Origin of the sequence: Pseudoalteromonas sp. BZA4, from assembly GCF_040104395.1 — a bacterium.
Taxonomy (GTDB): Bacteria; Pseudomonadota; Gammaproteobacteria; order Enterobacterales; family Alteromonadaceae; genus Pseudoalteromonas.
Genome location: NZ_JBECOT010000025.1, coordinates 13,145 through 32,490 on the forward strand (window position 1 = coordinate 13,145; position 19,346 = coordinate 32,490).

The window sequence follows — 19,346 nt, forward strand, 5'->3', positions numbered from 1 at the left end:
TCTAGAGTTGGTAAAGCTCTAAAGGTAAATCATCGGGATCGGCAAAAAACGTAAATTGCTTCCCGGTGATTTCATCCACTCTTATTTCTTCAACCGAAATGCCTTGTTGTTCTAAGTACTGCTTAGATTTTGCAATATCACCAACTTTAAACGCCAAATGGCGTAGCCCTTGTGCCTCTGGATAGCTGGGTCTTTGTGGCGCTCCAGGAAACGAAAACAATTCTAATTGGCTACCATCAGGAAGTGCTAAATCTAACTTATACGAGTCACGTTCAGCACGGTATAGTTCGTGGATAATCGGCAGTTTTAAAATTTCATTATAAAAATGCTTTGATTTTTCATAGTTGCTACAAATGATTGCAGCGTGATGTATGCCTAATAATTCCATTATATAGTCCATTTTTTGCTCATAAAAAAACGCGGACTAAGCCGCGCTTTTCTACTAAAGAGTTTCGAGGATTACTCTGCCGCTTTACATGCTGCAACAGCCGGTGCAACAAGTTCAAGGCCTGTTTTATCACACTTAGGTAAGGCTGCATCAGATACCGCAATTGGTGTCACGCGTTCGCCCCATTTAATGTAGCTTGCCGCCCAAGTTAAACCAGCCCCAAAGGCTGCTGACATAATGTTTGAGTTTGGTTTGATAAGGCCTTGCTCAACAGCTTCACAAATTGCAATCGCAATTGTTGCAGCAGACGTATTACCGTAGTCGGCAATGTTTACCATTACTTTTTCATCAGCTACTTTCAAACGTTGCTGAATAGCTTGGATAATACGTAAATTGGCTTGGTGAGGAACTAATACGTCAATGTCATCCAGCTCTAACTGTGCTTGGTTTAGCACGTCGTCACAAGCTTCACTCATACCTTTAACAGCACGCTTGAAGATCTCGCGACCTTCGAATAATAAGTTAGACGGGCCAATTGGCTCGTACTTATTTAAATCGCTACCAAAGTTTTCGATGTGCAAGATATCGCGGTCTTCACTGTCACACCCGGTTTTAGTCGCAAGTAAACCTGATGGTGTATCTGAAGCTTCTAATACAACGGCACCCGCACCATCACCGAATAATACAGCACTGTCGCGGCGCGCCCAGTTGATGTACCAAGTCATGCGCTCAGCAGCAATAACGACCGCTTTTTTGATCATGCCCGCACGAATTTGTGCCGTTGCTGCTTGTAATGCATATAAAAAGCCTGAACATGCAGCGTTAGTATCCATTGCTGCTGCGCCAACTGCACCAATATTTTTTTGCACTAAAGAGGCTGTATTTGCCACCATAGTTGATGGTGTACAAGTCGCAAGAAGTACAAGATCAATGTCTTTACCATCAACCCCAGCACAAGCAAGGGCTTGCTTTGCGGCAACAGTAGCTAAATCAGCAGTAGAAACATGGCTGACACGGCGAGATTTGATGCCTGTACGTGTTGTGATCCATTCATCGTTGGTATCAACAATATTGCTAATTTCATCATTGCTGATGCTTGCTGGTGGTATACATTTACCCCAGCCAGTAATTTGGGCATAAGACATAATGTGTTCTCTTTATGTGGTCAGACTTGTTAAATTTTTCCGAAGTTATATCAAAATTCACTTGTTAACACTAGTTCATTGCTGCGCTATGTCGTAAATAATGGCATTTACTCAGTATTTAAGTTAAACCTAGTATAAAAAAGAGGCGATTATGAAAAAAATAAACCTAAAAATAAGCACATTATCGGTACTGTCTTTATTATCTACGTTTGCTGTTAATGCACAAACCACCATTATTCATGCTGGAAAGATGCTGGTAGGCACTGATCAAGATGTCGAAGAGCAGCAAACGCTGGTTATTGAAGACAATAAAATTGCCGCAATAAAAGCTGGTTTTCTAACAAAGCAGCAATTAAACCTTAGTGATGCAGATGTTATTGATTTAAAAAATCAGATGGTATTGCCGGGTCTGATTGATATGCACGTTCATGTTACCTTTGAGCGAGATGCAAAACGTAACCCACACCAATGGGCAACTGAATACGAAGCCGATTACGCTCTTCGTTCTTTAAAGTACTTACAACGTACGGTTGATGCAGGTTTTACCTCGGTGCGCGACCTAGGTAGCAGTTATCAAGTTATCTTCCCATTAAAGCGAGCAGTTGAACGTGGCGACATTGTTGGCCCGCGCATTTTTGCAGCAGGGGATATGATCACACCGACCGGTGGTCACGGTGATATGCATGGCTATCGCCGTGATATCACCAAAGCGACAGAAGGGGGTGGCTTAGGGGTGTGTGATGGCGCTGCCGATTGCACTCGTGCAGTGCGTGATGTAATTAAAAGCGGTGCCGATGTAATTAAAATTACCGCGACAGGTGGTGTATTAAGTAATACAGCGGCAGGGGTTAATCAGCAATTTACTGATGAAGAACTCAGTGCCATTGTAAACACAGCCCATCATTTAGGCCGCAAAGTGACCGCTCATGCTCATGGCACAGAAGGTATAAAAGCAGCACTTAGAGCGGGTGTTGATTCAATCGAGCATGGCTCTTTTTTAGATAAAGACACGGTTAAGCTTTTTAAAAAGCAAGACGCGTATTTAGTTCCAACGTTACTCGCTGGCGCGACAGTAAAAGAAGAAGTGCTAAATAACCCAAATATGCCAAAAGCAATTGCTGATAAAGTAGAAGTAGTCGCGCCAAAAATGGAAGCATCGTTTAAATTAGCATTAAAAAACAAGGTTAAAATAGCCTTTGGTACAGATTCAGGCGTATCTAAGCATGGTGATAATGCTAAAGAGTTTGAGTTATTAGTTAAATATGGCATGACACCAAAACAAGCTATTAAATCTGCCACCGTTGAAGCTGCTAAACTATTAGGTCAAACTGATAACCTCGGTGACTTGAGTGTTGGTAAACAAGCAGATATTATCAGCGTGAATATGAATGTACTTGATAACATTAGCGAACTTAGTCAGGTTCAGTTTGTTATGAAGGGCGGTAAAGTGCTCAAACAGTAAGGGTTACTATGGGCGGTAAAATTAAAGAGACGTTATTTAATCATTTAATTGATGCAGAGCGACAGCTCCTTGAGCCAGAGGTACGGCAATCTGCTGAAGCGCTTGATGCATTACTTGATGATGATTTTATTGAAATAGCCGCTGATGGCACGTCATTTAATAAGTTCCAAGTTTTAACCCGCCTGCCAACTGAGGTGGTACCTCAGTTTTATAATCAACATTTTAAAGGCCGAATGCTTAGTGATGATATTGCACAGCTAAGCTATCAAGCGGCCTTTAGACGTTCAGCTCGCTCAGAGTTTAACTACTCAGTGCGTATGTCACTGTGGCGTTTTAATGGTAAACAATGGCAAATGGTGTTTCATCAAGGAACGCCTTGTGCTGTTTTTACAATTTCAATGGACGATGATTAAGCTTAAAGAGTCCGTTATGCAAACCGATCCGGCGATCAGTCGCCTACTAATTTTAAGAAGCGCCGCAATCGCCGTGCAGTTTGTAGCTGTGATTGCGGTGTATTTTCTGTTTGAATACCAAATTCCATTATTACCTTTACTTGCTGTAATTTGTATTGAAGCAATCTTTCAGCTGTTAAGTATATTCGCTTACCGAAATGTCACGAAAGCCAAGCCAGCAGCTGTGTTAATGCAGTTGACAGCCGACTTATTGTTTTTAACTATTTTGCTCTCCTTAAGTGGTGGAGCAACAAATGCATTTGTTTCGTTATTACTGTTACCGATAATGATAGCGGCGGTGACTGTTAATGCGAAAGGGCTTGCTTACACAGCTGTGCTGGCAATCGCCGCTTATAGTTTTTTACTGATAAAAATGCCCGAACACACCATGCACCAAATGCAGATGACTCATCATTTTATTGGTATGTGGATTAACTTTGTTATAAGCGCCATCGTTATTGCCTTTGTAATTGGCACATTAAATAGTACGTTAAGAGCCAGAGAAGCTACTATTTCCCGTACCCGCGAGCAACAATTAAGGCATGAGCAATTATTAACGCTTGATGGCGCTGCCGCACAAGTAACGCATCAACTTGCAACGCCGATAGCAAACTTACAGCTATTATTTGAAGAGCTACAAGAGCAACAAGCTGATGACCCCATTGTGCAAGAAATGGCCAAGCCATTAGCTCAGTGTAAAGAGCAACTTGCTCATTTTAGGTCACTTTCAAATGCACTAAGAACCGGTGAAACACAACAAGTGATTAGTGCTAAAACACTACAAAACACCATTCAAGATGCGATGACTCTGCATTTTCCTGAGCAAAGCTTACAGTGGCTAAATGACGCTCCTGATTGTTCGATTTTAAGTGATGCTATGCTGTTACCGGCTATTTTAAACTTGTTGCAAAACGCCGTATCGGCAAATAACCATAATCAGCAACACAACATCGAAGCTAAATGGCAAATCGATGAGCAAATACTTTCATTGTCGTTACGTGATTTCGGTCAAGGATTTAGCGAGCAACAAATGGCATCATTAGGCGGTCAGCTCATGCCAAGTAGCGATGGAATGGGAATGGCAGTTATGCTTTCTAATGTAACCTTAGAGCGCTTAAATGGCTCATTAACACTAAGTAATCACCCACAGCAAGGCGCGATTGCGATGGTTAGTTTAAAAATTGTATGAAACTTTTAATTATTGAAGACGATGTAAACCTAGCCAGTACGCTTGCGAGGCGCTTTACAAAACAAGGCTTCACATGTTCACTTGCTCATAACGCTGAGCAAGCTTTACAAAAAATAACCACTTTTGAGGCAAGCCACTTTCTGGTGGATTTAAAACTTGGGGATGATAACGGCCTTGCGCTAATTAAACCTTTAAGAGAACAATTTCCTTCAGCTCGTATCGTATTGCTCACGGGGTTTGCCAGTATTGCCAGTGCAGTAGAAGCGATACGTTTAGGTGCTGATGACTACTTACCAAAGCCTGTCGATTTCAATTCATTATTAAAAACAATCTTGGGTGATGTTGAAGCTGGTGCCTCATCGGTAAACCCAGAGCCAAGCCAAATAATGTCGCCAGAGCGTCTTGAGTGGGAGCATATTCAACATGTATTGCATAGCAACAATGGTAATATCTCTGAAACTGCGCGCCAACTGAATATGCACAGAAGAACCCTACAACGTAAATTACAGAAAAAACCCGTACAACACTAAATTGATTGTTTATTAAACTGAAATAATGCAAGGTTTAATGCAAAAGTATGGTTTAAGTATAAATGGGTACAAATCTCAGCCTTTTTGATTTGCTGCATCGCTGATCCTTAACTAAAGTCAAATTAACCCTGTTAGTTGTATGAGTCTGGTGTATGCATTTTTCTGAACTTAATTTCTTCGCGATTTTTTTTGCTGCCCTTGCATCTTTTCTATTAGGGGCTGTGTGGTATTCTCCTTGGCTTTTTAAACGTATTTGGATGGAAAGCTGTGGTTTAACTGAACTTGACCTACAGAGTATTAACCCTGTTATGGTGTTTGGCGGCAGCTTTGTTTTATGTTGTTTAATTGCATTTAGTTTATCGTTATTTATTGGCGCAAATGTCAATGTGGGAGTAGCTGTTGGCACAGGGTTTATTATTGGCCTGTGCTGGGTTAGCTGTGCCTTAGGTATTGGCTATATTTTTGAACAACGCCCATTAAAATTGTTCTTAGTTAATGCAAGTTATTCAATATTACAGTTTTCTGTTATCGGCTTAGTTTTGGGGCTCTGGCCCTAACATGTTAAGGTAAGGTTTTATTTTAGCAATGTAGTTGTAATGGCAAAACCAAACAAAAAAGGCCCGACCAAAACAGTCGATATTTTTTGCTCACAATGTAAAACCCAATTATTTAAATACCGCAAAGGTGGAAAAGGAGCGTTGGTTAAATGTTTTGTTGAACGTATTAGCCAAGACTTTACCAATGAAACAGGTATCTGCCCTGACTGCCAACGTCAATTCGCCCGCGAAACCATGATCCGCGGCGCACCTGCTCTAAAAATCATCGGTGGTAAGGTAACGCATAAGTAGAATTAAAAAAACGGACATTTATCCTCGTTTATCCCTCATGCTCTGATACTATTGACCGGTTTGCTGTTTCAATGAATGAAAACAACCCTCCCCATGGATTGGGCCAGTTGTATGGGTATAAACACATGAACAAAATGGACTCACGCACGTGATAGCACTTTTATTTGATATTATTGGCATGACAGGCACATTCTTAGTGGTTGGTGCTTTCTTTTTATTACAACTGAATAAAGCATCGCCAACCGGCCTTGTGTATAACATGATGAACTTAACAGGTGCAATTCTGTTACTGATTAGTCTTTGTTATAACTTTAACCTTGCTAGTTTTGTTATCGAAATATTTTGGATAGCGGCGTCACTTATTGGTTTATATAAGTACATCAAGGCAAAGCGTAGTGGTAATGTTGAAACAGCTTAATTAAGCTTGGCTCAATAAAATTAAAACCCATTTTTAGCTGAAAGTGGGTTTTTTTGTATCTACTTCCGAGAACTCATCAACTAAAACTATAAAAACATTGCAAGCTTGCCAATCTTTTGTATTAATAGTGTAAACAAGGTGTTGCTTTTGCAGCATGGGCTATTAGTACAGGTATCTCGCAGCGTGAAGCTTTTAAGATGTTCAGCACTTTTTTCAATTGCAGTTGCCTCAACCATTCCAATGGTTGCAAATGCGACTGACGAGCAAGACTTATTCTCTTTAAGTTTTGAAGACTTGCTTAATGTGCAAGTCGATATTGCTAGTAAAACCAGCGAAACCCTGTCTTCTGTTCCCTCGACAATGAGTGTCTTTAGTCGTAAACAAATTCAAGCGCTTGGTGTTGATAACGCCTATGAGGTAATGAATTTTGTGCCAGGTATGCAATCAACCCGTGGCGATTGGGTTGGTGCTGTGCCTAAAGATCATGCTCGAGGTGTATACCTTGATAGTGGCAATGTACTGGTGATGATCAATGGTGAGCGTGTCAATGAATCATCATTTGGTAAAGCCTCTGTTTACATGCCTTATATTCCTATTGAAATCATTGAAAAAATAGAGTTTATTCGCGGTCCAGGCTCGGCGCTGTATGGCAGTAATGCGTTTTTAGGGGTGATGAATATTGTTACCTCTAAAGAGCGAAATGCATTGCAACTTGTGGTTGGCAACAATGGTCGCTATGGGGCAACAGGGCAGTTCAATACCTCTTTAAGTGATGATACCGCACTCTTTGCGAGTTTTTCTTATGATCAAAAAGACGGCGAAAGCTACCCGCAAGGAGTAAAAGATCCTCTTGAAGCGCTTTACCTAGAAGCAGGTGTTGATTACAAAAAGCTGCAATTACGTGCTCGTTACAACGAAACCTCTCTTGATGAATTTTTAAACCTTGCCGGCTATTCAACGCAAAACCAACACACCAGTGATAACACTTTTGTTGGCGTTAAATATAACTGGATTAATAACGATAAGTTAAAGCTAGATTCTAGTTACTCGTACACTAAACATAATATCTCAAGTGCTGGTTTAATCGCTGCGTTTGACGATATACCTGACTTTTTACTTGGTCCAGCTTGGCAAACGACCGATAGCAAATTTGAAACTGAACTGAGTTATCAATTTGAAAATCAATGGCAGCTTGCAGCGGGTATAGAATACGCAGAGGCGAAACAGGTCGAAGCTGGGGTGCGTACTAATTACTATGATGATGAGTCGATGTTAGTGATTATTGACCCCGCTTATTATCAGCAAGGTATTGTGACGGTGATGGACTTTCCTGAATTTGCATCACTTAAATACACCTTCGAAACATATAGCGCCTACGGGCAGTTAAAAATACCTTATTCAGATGCACTTACTTTATTTGTAGGGGCACGCTATGACGATGTGAAAGACATCGACAGTAAACTTTCGCCTCGCCTTGCCGGCGTTTATGTAATAAACCCAGAGCATACCGTTAAACTGCAATATGGCGAATCGTTCAGAACCCCGGTTACGAATGAGCTTTTTTCAAATGATGATGTCACAGTAGGTAACCCATCGCTTCGCTCTGAGTCGGTCAAAACCACTGAGCTTGTTTGGCATTATCAAACCTCAGAGTTACAGGCTAATGCGGTGCTTTTTTATAATGAACTCAACGACTTTATAAATATTGAGCCAACGCAATCTAATGATGCCTTGTTTACTTTTACAAACTCATTTAATACTCAAAACAGTGGTATTGAGCTTGATGGTACTTGGCAATCAAGTAAAGAGTTCTCTGTAACAGGTACCTATACGCAGTACTTTGAAGACCCAATTAATGCGAGCTTTAAGCGTTTTGCAAGCTTAGTGAGTAGTTATAATTTATCTGACAGCTGGCAAGTGAGTTTAAACCTACTATGGCGTGATAAAGTAGAAGTAAGTTCAGTTACCGGTGCTCACTTTAAACAGTCTGCCTATAGCTTATTAGGTGGCAGCTTGAAATGGCAGTTAAACGCAAACAGTCAACTAATGCTTAAAGCAGAAAACCTGTTAGGCAAAAAATATAATGTGTTTGATCCACGAATGGACAATGGCGCTGTCGCTGGTACAACAGAAGATTTATCGTTACACTACCAGTTCAATTTCTAGTTGCGCTGCTCGCAAAGGTTTGAATGTCGTCATTAAGTAAAAAGTTAGTTATTGCAGGTGCAATGCTTTTATTGTTGCTTGTATTAGTTTTTTACGTCGGACGCGCTCACGACTATCAACAAGCAGAGCAACAAAGCCGTGTTCAAGCTACTCAGTTAAGTCATTATTTTTCAAGCGAATTAGCCCGATTTAAAACAATTCCGACCTTAGTCAGTGCCAATGATTTAGTTAAATCTTTTGTGGTTAAGCAAGGAATAGGCGAGCAGGCTGTTAATTATTATTTAGAAGATATCCAACGTGCCAGTGGTGCATCAGATGTCTATTTAATGGATTTAACAGGCTCGGTGGTGGCAAGTAGTAACTGGCAGGTTGATTACACCTTTTTAGGCAGTAACTTTGCTTTTCGGCCTTATTTTTATTTAGCCAAGCAAGGTGAAAAAGTAGCTTATTTTGCTTTAGGCATGCGCTCAAGTGAGCGGGGCATTTACTTTTCAGAGCCGGTTATTGATAAAGGCAAAGTTATTGCCGTTGTCACTTTAAAAGTGAATGCTAAAAAGTTTGAACAAGACCGACAGCTACTTAATGCATCAGACAGCACCCACTTTTATATCGCACTAGAAGATAGCGTTATTGTGATGTCAGACGTTGAGGACTGGCGATTAAAGTCACTTGAATCGCTTAACGACGAACAAATGGCTGCCTTGGTTAATTCGCGCCGCTACTTGTCTCATAAACCGAGTTTACTTAATCATAATCATAAGTCTTTAAGTGAACAAACCGCACAGCAAAATATTCAGCTTAATGGCAAGCAAGCGCGTTTTATTAGTGCCACAGAAACAATAGACATTATAAACGCCAAAGCCAGTGTGCTGGTGGATGTAACTAATGTGGAGCTTGCGCAAATACCTCGACTGCTTTGGTTTAGTGTGTTTTATGCTATTGCTGTTGTGCTTATTCATATGGCGATGGTGCGCTTTGCGGGCTACAAAAAGCTCTTGTTTTCAAGACATAGCCTTGAGCAAGAAGTAATTGAACGAACCCAAGCGCTCGAAAAAGCGCAAAAAGCACTGATCCAAACAGCTAAGCTTGCAACGATAGGTCAATTAAGTGCGGGCATTAACCATGAAATCAATCAGCCCTTAAGTGCCATGAACACTTATTTAGTAAGTGCAAAGAGGCTGCTTATTAAAGGCAATATTGAGCAAGCCAGCGAAAATTTAGTGCTGGTGCAATCCCTAATAGAGCGTGTTCACAAAATTGTCGCTCAGCTTAAGCATTTTAGTAAACCCGCACAAACCCAACTTAGGCAGCAAAGCTTAGCGAGCATGTTAAAAAATGCGTTAATGATCGCCAGCGCCCAGTTAAAGCAAGACGATATCGAGGTAAAAGCTGCTGATATTGATGCAAACATAACGGTGTGGGTCGATAGCGTTAAGTTTGAACAAGTCTTGGTCAACGTGATCACCAATGCTAGCCAAGCAATGAGTGAATCTGAAAAGCGTGTATTAAGTTTCGACCTTGAACTATTCGACGACCGAGTGAAGCTATCAATTCTTGATACAGGCCCAGGTATTGATCAACATGCATTGGGTAATATCTTTGAGCCATTTTACAGTACTAAAACCAGCAACGGTTTGGGTTTAGGTTTATCTATTTCACGACAAATTATCGACTCATTTAACGGTCGATTATCTGCGCATAACCGCCCTGAAGGCGGCGCACAATTTATAATAACCTTACAAACAAATAAGGAACCATCATGAGTGTAGTTGCAGCGACCTGTAACCAGGTAATCGTTATTGATGACGAAGCGGTGATCCGCGATTCATTAAAGCAACTCCTTGAGATTGAAGGTTATCAAGTTCAGTGTTTTAGTGAGCCAACGGCGGCACTTTCAAAATTGAGTCGTCGTTTTGAAGGGATTGTTTTAAGTGACATAAACATGCCAAAAATGGACGGTTTGGCATTTTTAGAACAAGTTAAGGCCTTTGATAGTGAGCTACCGGTTATTTTTCTTACCGGCTTTGCCGATGTATCTGTTGCCGTTAAAGCCATGCAGCTTGGTGCATATGATTTATTCGAAAAGCCACTGACAGAGCAATTGTTAGACTGTATTGCGCGCGCTTCAGAAAAACGTGCTTTAGTGATGGAAAACCGCGCCTTAAAAATCGCAGTAGAAAAAACCTCTGCGCCGGGTGTGCGAATTTTAGGTGAAACCGAGCAAATGCAACAAATGATGCATTTACTCAATGCGGTTATCGATACTCCCGCTGATGTTTTAATTGAAGGTGAAACTGGCACAGGTAAAGAATTAGTTGCCCGTTACTTACATGATCAAAGTAACAGATCAGCGGCTAATTTTGTTGCCATAAACTGCGGCGCAATCCCCGAGCAACTGATTGAAAGTGAGCTATTTGGTGCAGCCAGTGGCGCATATACAGGTGCTACGCAATCTCGCCAAGGTAAATTTGAATTTGCTAAAGGCGGTACTGTCTTTTTAGATGAGATAGAGTCAACGCCTGCAAGTTTACAAGTAAAGTTATTAAGGGTGCTTGAAGAGCGTAAAGTAACGCCTGTAGGTGATAACCACGCTATTGATTTAGATGTGCGTATTGTTGCTGCCACCAAAGTAGACTTAATGACACTAGTCGAAGCGGGGGAGTTTAGAGCCGATTTATATTACCGATTAAACTTAGTTAAAGTGAGTATTCCGGCATTACGAGACAGAAAGGCCGATATTCCACTGTTGTTTAAACATTTTAGCTCGATAGCGGCGACACGTTTTCATAAACCACCTGCACCACTAAGTAGTGAAGCAAAACAACGACTTCTTGCCTACGATTGGCCGGGTAATGTGCGAGAGCTTAGAAATCAGGCTGAACGTGCGGTATTGCTAGGCTCTGATCTGGCCTTTGCCTCGTACAGTGATGCAAACAGTGACAACGAGCTTGCTCAAGACTTAAGCCTTGCCGAGAAAATTAGCTTTTATGAGCAGTCACTTATCGAAGAAGCGCTAGAACGAAACAACGGCAGCATAAAAGACACCATGGTCACATTACAAATTGCACGTAAAACCCTCTACGACAAGATGACCAAATACGGTATTAATCGCGAAATGTTCAAAGACTAAGCAACCCTCTCATATTAAGCTCTTCCCAATGGGTGGAACTGGTGACAGCACATTTTTAAAAATGTGTGGATATCCACCCATAAAATACAGCCACTTTTACATCAATAAAGTTAATTTACTGTTATTTAACAGCTTTTTTAAAATTAACTAAGTTGGCAACCAACTTGCCTTAATAGTTAGGAACAACAATTTGAACCTAATAAGGGGCGCATAATGACAACAATATTCACTCATACAAAAACACGCGTAGCAGCGGCCGTGATTTTAGCGAGCACAGCTGGCTCAGCAATGGCAGCAGACTACGCGGTATACGGTAAAGCAGAAGTTCAAATAGCAAACACAGATACAGGCGTTATGCGCTATGCAGATGAAGGTACGCAAATCGAGGCACCTTTTTCTCGTATTGGTATTAAAGGTAGCCACAAACTAACTGAGTCGCTTAAAGCAGTATTCAAATACGAAGTACAAGTAAAAGGTTTTGAGCATGACGATACCAGTGAGCCATTTTCAGCTCGTAATACATACTTAGGCCTTGCAGGCGATTTTGGTGAAGTGGTTGTCGGTCGTAACGACACTCGTTTTAAATACTCAGAAGGTAAAGTAGACGGTTTTAACGAAACCCAAGCAGATATTGCACAGCTGATCCCAGGTCAAGACCGTATCGGCGATACCATTACCTATAGCTCAAAAACATACGGTGGCGCATCACTTGCATTAACTTATGCACCAAAAGATGACAGTAGCAACGATGAATCTGGTTATGCTGCAACGGTTATTTATGGTGACCGTGCATTAAAATCTAAAGACTACTATGTCGCTATCAGCCATGTTGATGCACTAAATAAGTTAACAGCAAGCCGTGTGGTTGCCGCATGGAAACATGAAAACCTACAGTTAGCAGGTTTATTCCAACGCAGTGAATCTACCGACGGTACGAAAGAAGGCAATGGCTATGCAATTAGTGCAAGCTACACAATCGATAAATGGGTACCGAAACTGCAATACGTTAAAGATGACTCAAAGATTCGCCATGCTGAAGAAGGTAAACAATGGACAGCAGGTGTTGACTATGTTTTTGATAAACAAACCACAGCATACTTATTCTATACTGATTTAGATTTAGAACTTGAATCAGACAACAGCGTTGCAATTGGCCTTAAATACAAGTTCTAAGGAGTCGGTATGTCATTAGTAAACCAAACAAAAGATGGCTCACAGCCACGCCCATTAATGAGCACAGTAATGCTACTGCTGGGCCCATTAGTAATGTTATTAACTTGCTTAATCGATCCACCAGCGGGTATGAGTGTATCAGCACTACGTACCGCAGGCCTTGCATTTTGGATGGCTTCTTGGTGGGTAAGCGAAGTTGTGCCAATTCCTGCTACTTCATTATTGCCACTGGTTATATCACCTCTTGCTGGCATTGCAGCAATCAAAGGGGTCGCGTCACCTTATGCACACCCTTTGATCTTTTTATTCTTAGGCGGCTTTTTGATCTCAATCGCAATGGAGCGTTGGGGTTTACATAAGCGTATTGCGCTTAATACCATGCTTCGTGCTGGTACTAAGCCAAGCCTACAAATTTTAGCCATGATGTTAGTAACGGCATTTTTATCAATGTGGATGTCAAATACAGCAACTGCTGTGATGATGCTACCAATTGCTATGTCAATTACTATGTTGGTTAAACAGTCTAACCCTGAAAATGATCAATTTGGTAAAGCGTTATTATTATCAATCGCTTACGGTGCAAGTATCGGTGGTATTGCTACTTTAATTGGTACCCCACCTAATGCACTTATGGCTGCGTATTTATCAGACAGCTACAAAATTGATATTGGCTTTGCTGAGTGGATGAAAGTAGGTGTACCACTTGCAACTGTTATGCTGGCTTTATGTTGGGTTTGGTTAACTAAGTTTGCTTATAAAGTAGATACCGATTGTGCCAAAGCAGCAAGTAAAGATACTAAATCGTTATTCTTATCGCAGTTACAAGAGCTTGGTGCAATGCAACGCGCTGAAAAAGGCGTAGCAGCCGTGTTTGTTTTAGCGGCAGTATGCTGGATCTTCAGACCTCTACTGGCTGATTTTTCAGGCTTGAAAATCTCTGATACCGGCATTGCTATAGCGGCAGCATTATTATTGTTCGTGTTACCAGCAAACAAAGGTGATGGTGAGCGTATTCTTGATTGGGAAAGTGCCGCTAAAGTACCGTGGGGCGTGTTGCTATTATTCGGAGGTGGTTTAACACTGGCTGCGCAAATTAAATCATCTGGTCTTGCTGAATACATTGCTCACATGATTGAAGGGGCGAGTGCAATTCCATTGGTATTAAGTGTTCTAGCAGTGGCAACCTTAATCACTTTCTTAACTGAGATCACCAGTAACACAGCTACAGCGGCAGGTTTCTTACCACTATTAGGCCCAGTTGCTGAGTCAGTATTTGGTACACCGCTGGTATGGGTAATTCCTGCGGCTATTGCGTGTAGCTGTGCGTTTATGATGCCAGTTGCGACACCGCCTAATGCAATAGTGTTCGGCTCTGGGCAAATTCAAATGCGCGATATGATCCGCTCTGGCTTTGCACTGAACATAATTGCTATTGCGATGATCACGGTAGTTACTATGACTATTGCCGCAGTGGTATTTGGTTTTTAGTTAAGCCTTTAAGTTTTCAACCTATTCCAACCAATAACAGCGCTCACTATGAGCGCTGTTTTTACATTTATTAAGTTGCTCAGATAAATATAGCTAGTTATAGTGGCTAAAATCGTTTATCAAGAGATGATGTTTTGACTGATATACACGCACAATTACAGAGTGAATTTATAAAACTCAACGATGCTTTTATGGCCGAGCCTTATTTAGCTATTGATAAGCGTATAAAGCTTTTAAAAACGATTAAATCCCGCCTAATTGAAAATGAGCAAGCCTTAGTTGCAGTAACAAGTAAAGACTTTGGTTACCGTACCGAGTTCGATACGGTACTGGGTGACTTATTGCCAACGGTAAAATCATTAACCGACACCATAAAGCGCTTACCTAAATGGTCACGAAACGAATCACGCAGTGTGGGTATCAGTTTATGGCCTTCATCGGCACATATTCATTACCAACCTAAAGGGGTCGTGGGTGTTATCGCGCCGTGGAATTACCCCATTCAATTAGCATTAGTACCGGCTCTTAGCGCATTAGCGGCGGGTAACCGCGTGATGTTAAAACTAAGCGAATTTACCCCACATACTAATGCTGTTATTAAGCAAATAATGGACAGTGACGTTGCTGAGCACTGCATTATTGTTGAAGGCGAAGCCGACACTGCCGCCTCTTTTTGTGATTTACCTTTTGCTCATTTACTATTTACTGGCTCAACTTCAGTAGGGCGTAAAGTGATGCAAGCGGCCAGTAAAAACCTCACCCCAGTGACCCTTGAGTTAGGCGGTAAATCACCGGTTGTGATTCTTGACGATATGAATATCAAAGAGGCTGCAAAAACTCTGTTATTTGGCAAGTTAAACAACGCAGGGCAAATATGTGTTGCGCCTGATTATGTGTTTGTGCCCAAAAAGCTTGAGCATCAGTTAGTTCTGCAACTCAGTGAGCTGTATAAAAAGCACTTTAAACAAGGTGTTGAAGGTAAGAACCTCACGTCTATTGTCTCTGATAGGCAATATCAACGCTTAATTGCGACACTAAATGATGCAAAAGACAAAGGGGCTCAAGTATTCGAGCCAATAGAAGGGCATCAAGTTGATGAACTCAAACATCGCATGGGTTTGCATATTTTAACGCAACTAAATGACGATATGCGGGTAATGCAAGAAGAGATCTTTGGCCCTTTACTGCCAATTATGAGTTATGAATCACTGCAGAAGGTGATTGACACGATCAATGCCGATTCATCACCTCTTGCCTTGTATATTTTGGGTCATGACAAAGACAAAATAAGTAAGTTAAGTTCATCAATCAGAAGTGGAACATTGGCAATTAACGATGTACTGATGCAGGTAACAGCAGATCAACTACCATTTGGTGGTATTGGTGAGTCAGGGATGGGGCACTATCATGGTATTGAGGGCTTTAAAACCTTTAGCCATGCAAGAAATACCTTAGTATCAGGTAAGTTTAATCCACGTACCAGCTTGTTGCTAAAGCAAAATAAGTTGCTGATCAAACTATTAAAATGGATGTACTTGCGCTGATAAGCGCAAGTACACTGCTTGTTATAGACGCCCGTCAGGTGCGTATAAACCTGCCTGTATTTTTGCATAAATTGCGTCAGCTTTTTCTTTCGCTGATTCAATTTCTGCTGGCATCATATTACGCTCATCAAGCTTACGACTATGGCTTGCATCCATGTTGCCGTTGTATTCCGCAATGGTATTCCAAATGTATGATTTCTCAAGGTTCTTAGGAACTCCCAAACCTTCGTAATACATCAAGGCCATATTGAATTGTGCAAGAGTAAAGTTATTCGCTGCCGCCTTTTGGTACCAGCTGAGTGCTGTGCGGTAATCTTGAATTACCCCTTCGCCATTGGCGTACATAACCCCTAAATTAAACTGAGCTGCCGGGTGATTTTTTTGTGATGCCATTTCATATAATGAAATGGCTTTTTCTTTATCAAGTTTGACACCTTTGCCTTCTTGATAAAGCACACCCAATGCAAACATTGAATCAGCATGTACTTTTTTTACTGCCTTTTCGTACAACTCTGCCGCTTTTTGGTAGTTGCGTTGTACACCAAAACCACCTTCGTACATTTTAGCAAGCTCATACATTGCAGGGGCATAACCTCTGTCTGCAAGGTAATTAAATTCATGAAGTGCTTCTTCAAAACGACCTTCATTCGCCGCTAATTGGGCATCTTCAAGACTGGCATTTGCTAAAGGTGACAAGATTAACGTGCTAGCGAGCAATAGTGTTTTAAAATTAGGCTTGATCATAGTCTGCCTCCAAATGTGTGTTAGGTATCAACAGCAAAGCATTGAGCTATTGATAAAATGCATTGCCAAACAGCCACTGAGCAAAACATCACTTTTAGTTTAGCCCTAACAGCTGCAAATGCCCAATTTATAGACAGCGGCAAGCTTTGCAATTAACAAGTAGGCTTAAGATACAGATTTTACAGAAAAATTAAAGAAATAAAAAAAGCCCGTAGCGGGCTTTTTCGTGTCATATCTACCGTCACCGATATGAGCAATGTAGCAAGTAAAGTGTAACGTTTTATGTCTATGTTTGGGTCGAGGAAACAGACGACAATCAAGAGTTACGTCTTGAACTAACTTGGTTAAACAGCATCAAAGCCTTTAACAGCATGATGTTGCTGTGAGAATAGTTTAGCGAACCAAGTTATTGATAACGATTATTACTTAGGTTTAGCTGTTCGTCAATACTTAAATGATAATTAATTTCATTTAATTGCTGTTGCTGAATATTTGTTCTCGGTGGTATGTTTAATTTGTTTTGAAACAGGATTTGAAAAAACTACAATGAAAAAGCTATCAAAGTATCTAATCGTATTTAGTTTATTGTTTACAGTAGCGGGGTGTTCTCCTAGCTTCACTTACAATAACTTAGGTTGGTTATCAGGGTTTTGGATTGATGATTATGTTGACCTCAACAGCGACCAAGCTGATAAATTTAAGCATATCGTCAAAACCAGCCGCGATTGGCATCGAGAAACACAACTTCCTTTATACAAACGTGATCTTGAAAGCTTAAAGGCCATGTTAGATAAGCAAGTTGATCATAACGAACTTAAAGCACACTTCGTACAAGCAAAGCAGCATTGGCAAACGCTGGTTGATAAAATCGAGCCTGAACTTATTGATTTAGCAAACTCTCTTTCATATGAACAGCGAGTTGAGTTTGTTGCTGCGCTGCAAGAAAACATTAATGATGAGTACAAAGAACACGAAGAGAAATCGCCTGAGCAACATAGAAAAGAACGTTTAGAAGAAAACCTTGAGAACTATAAAGAGTGGTTCGGTACCAAGCTATCTGCACAGCAACAAACACTGATAGAGAACTCATCAAATACGCGAGTCAGTACATTTTTACTGTGGATGCAGTACAAGCAAAAGCGTTTAGATGCATTAAAAGCGCTATTTATGCAAAAGCAAAAACCAGCAGATTTTGATAGTCAACTCGCTGTTATCATTAATGACCGTTTTGCATTTATGAGCGATGAGTTAGTTGCCGCCGATGATAAAAATCTCGATAACTACGTTAACCTACTATTGGAGCTAAAACCTACATTAACCGATAAACAGCGTCGTAACGTACGCGATGAGTTTGATGAGTTAATTGAAGAGGTCAGTGACTTGATTAATGATTAGCTGCTAGGTGCTCGTTGTGCTTGGACGCACAGTAAAATCGCTGCTTCTTAGCATCGTGTACCTCATTGCATATTTTATTATTTGAAAATAAAAGTTAAAAAGTATTAGTTTTTCTAGCGTTTATGTAAACGTTGCATTTTTATGCAAGTTTACTTAATAACTTGTTCCTAAATTTGTTGTTTCGCGTTAAAATTAGGCAACTTAAACAATAACGAGAAACTGGATGGATATTGGGGCGCTAAGAGGCACTCAAGCTTTACGAAATAACGTTCTTAAATGGATGGGCTTTTGTCTTGGTGTACTTGCAGGAATATTCGCTGGTTTTAATCTTTTTATTAATGACTTTTTTGTTCTTGGGGCATTAGAAGTCGTTTTTGCATCGTTTTGTTTTTATATCTTTTTTTATACTCGAAAACGCAATGGTCATCTTTGGCAATCACTCACATTGTGCGTTTTCTTATCGCTACTCATCACGTTAGGCACGTATCTCAGCGACATTAAAAGTTTGTTGTTTATTTGGACTTGCTCACTACCGGTCTTGTTTTATCTGTTATTAGGTAAACAATACGGCAAAGTTTTGTCGCTGACAGTGGCTGTGCTACAAGGTGTTATTCTATTAACCAAATCAAGTCTTGAACCTCTCAATAGTGTTAACTTTTTACTTAATTTTTCGTTTACCTACATCAGTATATGGGCGGTATCGCATACTTTTGAGAATAGTCGTGCACAATACGGTAAGCGGCTCGAAAACTTAGCCTTACTTGATCCTTTAACCGGGGCAGGTAACCGCTTAGCGATGACCCATTATTTTGAAGTTGAGCTAAAAAACAAAAATGGTTTGTTTATTTTAATGCTAGACCTTGATTACTTTAAGAATATTAATGATCAATACGGCCACGATGTGGGCGACCGCATTTTAATTGAAGTAACCAGTTTCTTCAGGCAGCGCATTAACAGAGGCTATGTATTTCGTATCGGCGGTGAGGAGTTTGCTATCTTCTTACCTGACAGCGACCCGCAAAGTGCATATGAATTTGCAGATATGCTGCGCGAGCACTTAGCAACAACCATCCACAACATAGATGAGCAAGCTATTAATTTGACCATTAGTATTGGTGTGGCTTGCTACATGCCAAATCAAACCCTAAAAAACTTTATTAAGCGTGCTGACGATGCACTATACCAAGCAAAACAGCAAGGCCGAAATAGAGTGGTAACGGCTTATGAATTAAGCAAACAAAATAAAGCGAGTTAGTGGCTATTCAAGCTTAGCA

Annotated in this window: 18 protein-coding genes; 15 read left to right on the forward strand and 3 right to left on the reverse strand. The window is 40.7% G+C overall.

All coding sequences use genetic code 11. From position 1 onward, the window contains the following. Window position 1: 1 nt before the first annotated feature. Complete coding sequence (locus tag ABMY41_RS11860) at window positions 2–388, reverse strand: VOC family protein (RefSeq protein ID WP_287244911.1); 387 nt, start codon at window positions 386–388, stop codon at window positions 2–4. 71 nt (window positions 389–459) lie between these two features. Then, the gene (locus ABMY41_RS11865; protein ID WP_175080106.1) at window positions 460–1,533 is read right to left on the reverse strand and encodes a ketoacyl-ACP synthase III; all 1,074 of its coding nucleotides are present in this window, start codon (window positions 1,531–1,533) and stop codon (window positions 460–462) included. Window positions 1,534–1,684: 151 nt separating this feature from the next. Here ABMY41_RS11865 and ABMY41_RS11870 point away from each other — a divergent pair, with 151 nt between their 5' ends. From ABMY41_RS11870 to ABMY41_RS11930, 13 genes are all read left to right on the forward strand, one after another. Further along, complete coding sequence (locus ABMY41_RS11870; protein ID WP_349274740.1) at window positions 1,685–2,995, forward strand: amidohydrolase family protein; 1,311 nt, start codon at window positions 1,685–1,687, stop codon at window positions 2,993–2,995. Window positions 2,996–3,003: 8 nt separating this feature from the next. Continuing rightward, a complete protein-coding gene (locus ABMY41_RS11875) occupies window positions 3,004–3,408 on the forward strand; it encodes a DUF4440 domain-containing protein (protein WP_054563972.1) in 405 nt (134 codons plus the stop codon). Between the two features lie 16 nt (window positions 3,409–3,424). Then, a complete protein-coding gene (locus ABMY41_RS11880) occupies window positions 3,425–4,636 on the forward strand; it encodes an ATP-binding protein (RefSeq protein WP_289096282.1) in 1,212 nt (403 codons plus the stop codon). Continuing rightward, window positions 4,633–5,166 carry a response regulator transcription factor gene (locus ABMY41_RS11885; protein WP_250660625.1) on the forward strand — a complete coding sequence of 178 codons (534 nt, stop codon included), beginning with the start codon at window positions 4,633–4,635 and terminating at the stop codon, window positions 5,164–5,166. Before ABMY41_RS11880 ends, ABMY41_RS11885 begins: the two co-directional genes overlap by 4 nt. A 152-nt stretch (window positions 5,167–5,318) precedes the next feature. After that, window positions 5,319–5,723, forward strand: a complete 405-nt coding sequence (locus ABMY41_RS11890; protein WP_175080102.1) for a DUF1761 domain-containing protein — start codon at window positions 5,319–5,321, stop codon at window positions 5,721–5,723. A 39-nt stretch (window positions 5,724–5,762) separates the two neighbouring features. After that, window positions 5,763–6,014 carry a hypothetical protein gene (locus ABMY41_RS11895; protein WP_054563976.1) on the forward strand — a complete coding sequence of 84 codons (252 nt, stop codon included), beginning with the start codon at window positions 5,763–5,765 and terminating at the stop codon, window positions 6,012–6,014. A 148-nt stretch (window positions 6,015–6,162) separates the two neighbouring features. Further along, the gene (locus tag ABMY41_RS11900; protein WP_349274743.1) at window positions 6,163–6,432 is read left to right on the forward strand and encodes a hypothetical protein; all 270 of its coding nucleotides are present in this window, start codon (window positions 6,163–6,165) and stop codon (window positions 6,430–6,432) included. A gap of 183 nt (window positions 6,433–6,615) precedes the next feature. After that, on the forward strand, window positions 6,616–8,598 hold the full coding sequence (locus ABMY41_RS11905) for a TonB-dependent receptor (RefSeq protein ID WP_349274745.1): 1,983 nt from the start codon (window positions 6,616–6,618) through the stop codon (window positions 8,596–8,598). Between the two features lie 23 nt (window positions 8,599–8,621). Further along, window positions 8,622–10,361 carry an ATP-binding protein gene (locus ABMY41_RS11910; RefSeq protein WP_252949617.1) on the forward strand — a complete coding sequence of 580 codons (1,740 nt, stop codon included), beginning with the start codon at window positions 8,622–8,624 and terminating at the stop codon, window positions 10,359–10,361. Further along, complete coding sequence (locus ABMY41_RS11915; RefSeq protein ID WP_130167551.1) at window positions 10,358–11,728, forward strand: sigma-54 dependent transcriptional regulator; 1,371 nt, start codon at window positions 10,358–10,360, stop codon at window positions 11,726–11,728. Before ABMY41_RS11910 ends, ABMY41_RS11915 begins: the two co-directional genes overlap by 4 nt. Before the next feature lie 213 nt (window positions 11,729–11,941). After that, a complete protein-coding gene (locus ABMY41_RS11920) occupies window positions 11,942–12,901 on the forward strand; it encodes a porin (RefSeq protein ID WP_289096274.1) in 960 nt (319 codons plus the stop codon). A 57-nt stretch (window positions 12,902–12,958) separates the two neighbouring features. Beyond that, complete coding sequence (locus ABMY41_RS11925; protein ID WP_251604343.1) at window positions 12,959–14,389, forward strand: SLC13 family permease; 1,431 nt, start codon at window positions 12,959–12,961, stop codon at window positions 14,387–14,389. Window positions 14,390–14,580: 191 nt separating this feature from the next. Further along, the gene (locus ABMY41_RS11930; protein ID WP_349274785.1) at window positions 14,581–15,933 is read left to right on the forward strand and encodes a coniferyl aldehyde dehydrogenase; all 1,353 of its coding nucleotides are present in this window, start codon (window positions 14,581–14,583) and stop codon (window positions 15,931–15,933) included. A gap of 21 nt (window positions 15,934–15,954) precedes the next feature. On the opposite strand, the gene ABMY41_RS11935 is transcribed toward ABMY41_RS11930, so the two are convergent. Then, on the reverse strand, window positions 15,955–16,677 hold the full coding sequence (locus tag ABMY41_RS11935; RefSeq protein ID WP_289096272.1) for a tetratricopeptide repeat protein: 723 nt from the start codon (window positions 16,675–16,677) through the stop codon (window positions 15,955–15,957). Window positions 16,678–17,223: 546 nt separating this feature from the next. Here ABMY41_RS11935 and ABMY41_RS11940 point away from each other — a divergent pair. Both ABMY41_RS11940 and ABMY41_RS11945 read left to right on the forward strand, forming a co-directional pair. Beyond that, window positions 17,224–18,072: a DUF6279 family lipoprotein gene (locus ABMY41_RS11940; RefSeq protein WP_349274749.1), complete on the forward strand. Its 849-nt coding sequence runs from the start codon at window positions 17,224–17,226 to the stop codon at window positions 18,070–18,072. Between the two features lie 223 nt (window positions 18,073–18,295). Beyond that, window positions 18,296–19,327, forward strand: a complete 1,032-nt coding sequence (locus ABMY41_RS11945; RefSeq protein WP_349274751.1) for a GGDEF domain-containing protein — start codon at window positions 18,296–18,298, stop codon at window positions 19,325–19,327. Window positions 19,328–19,346 lie beyond the last annotated feature (19 nt).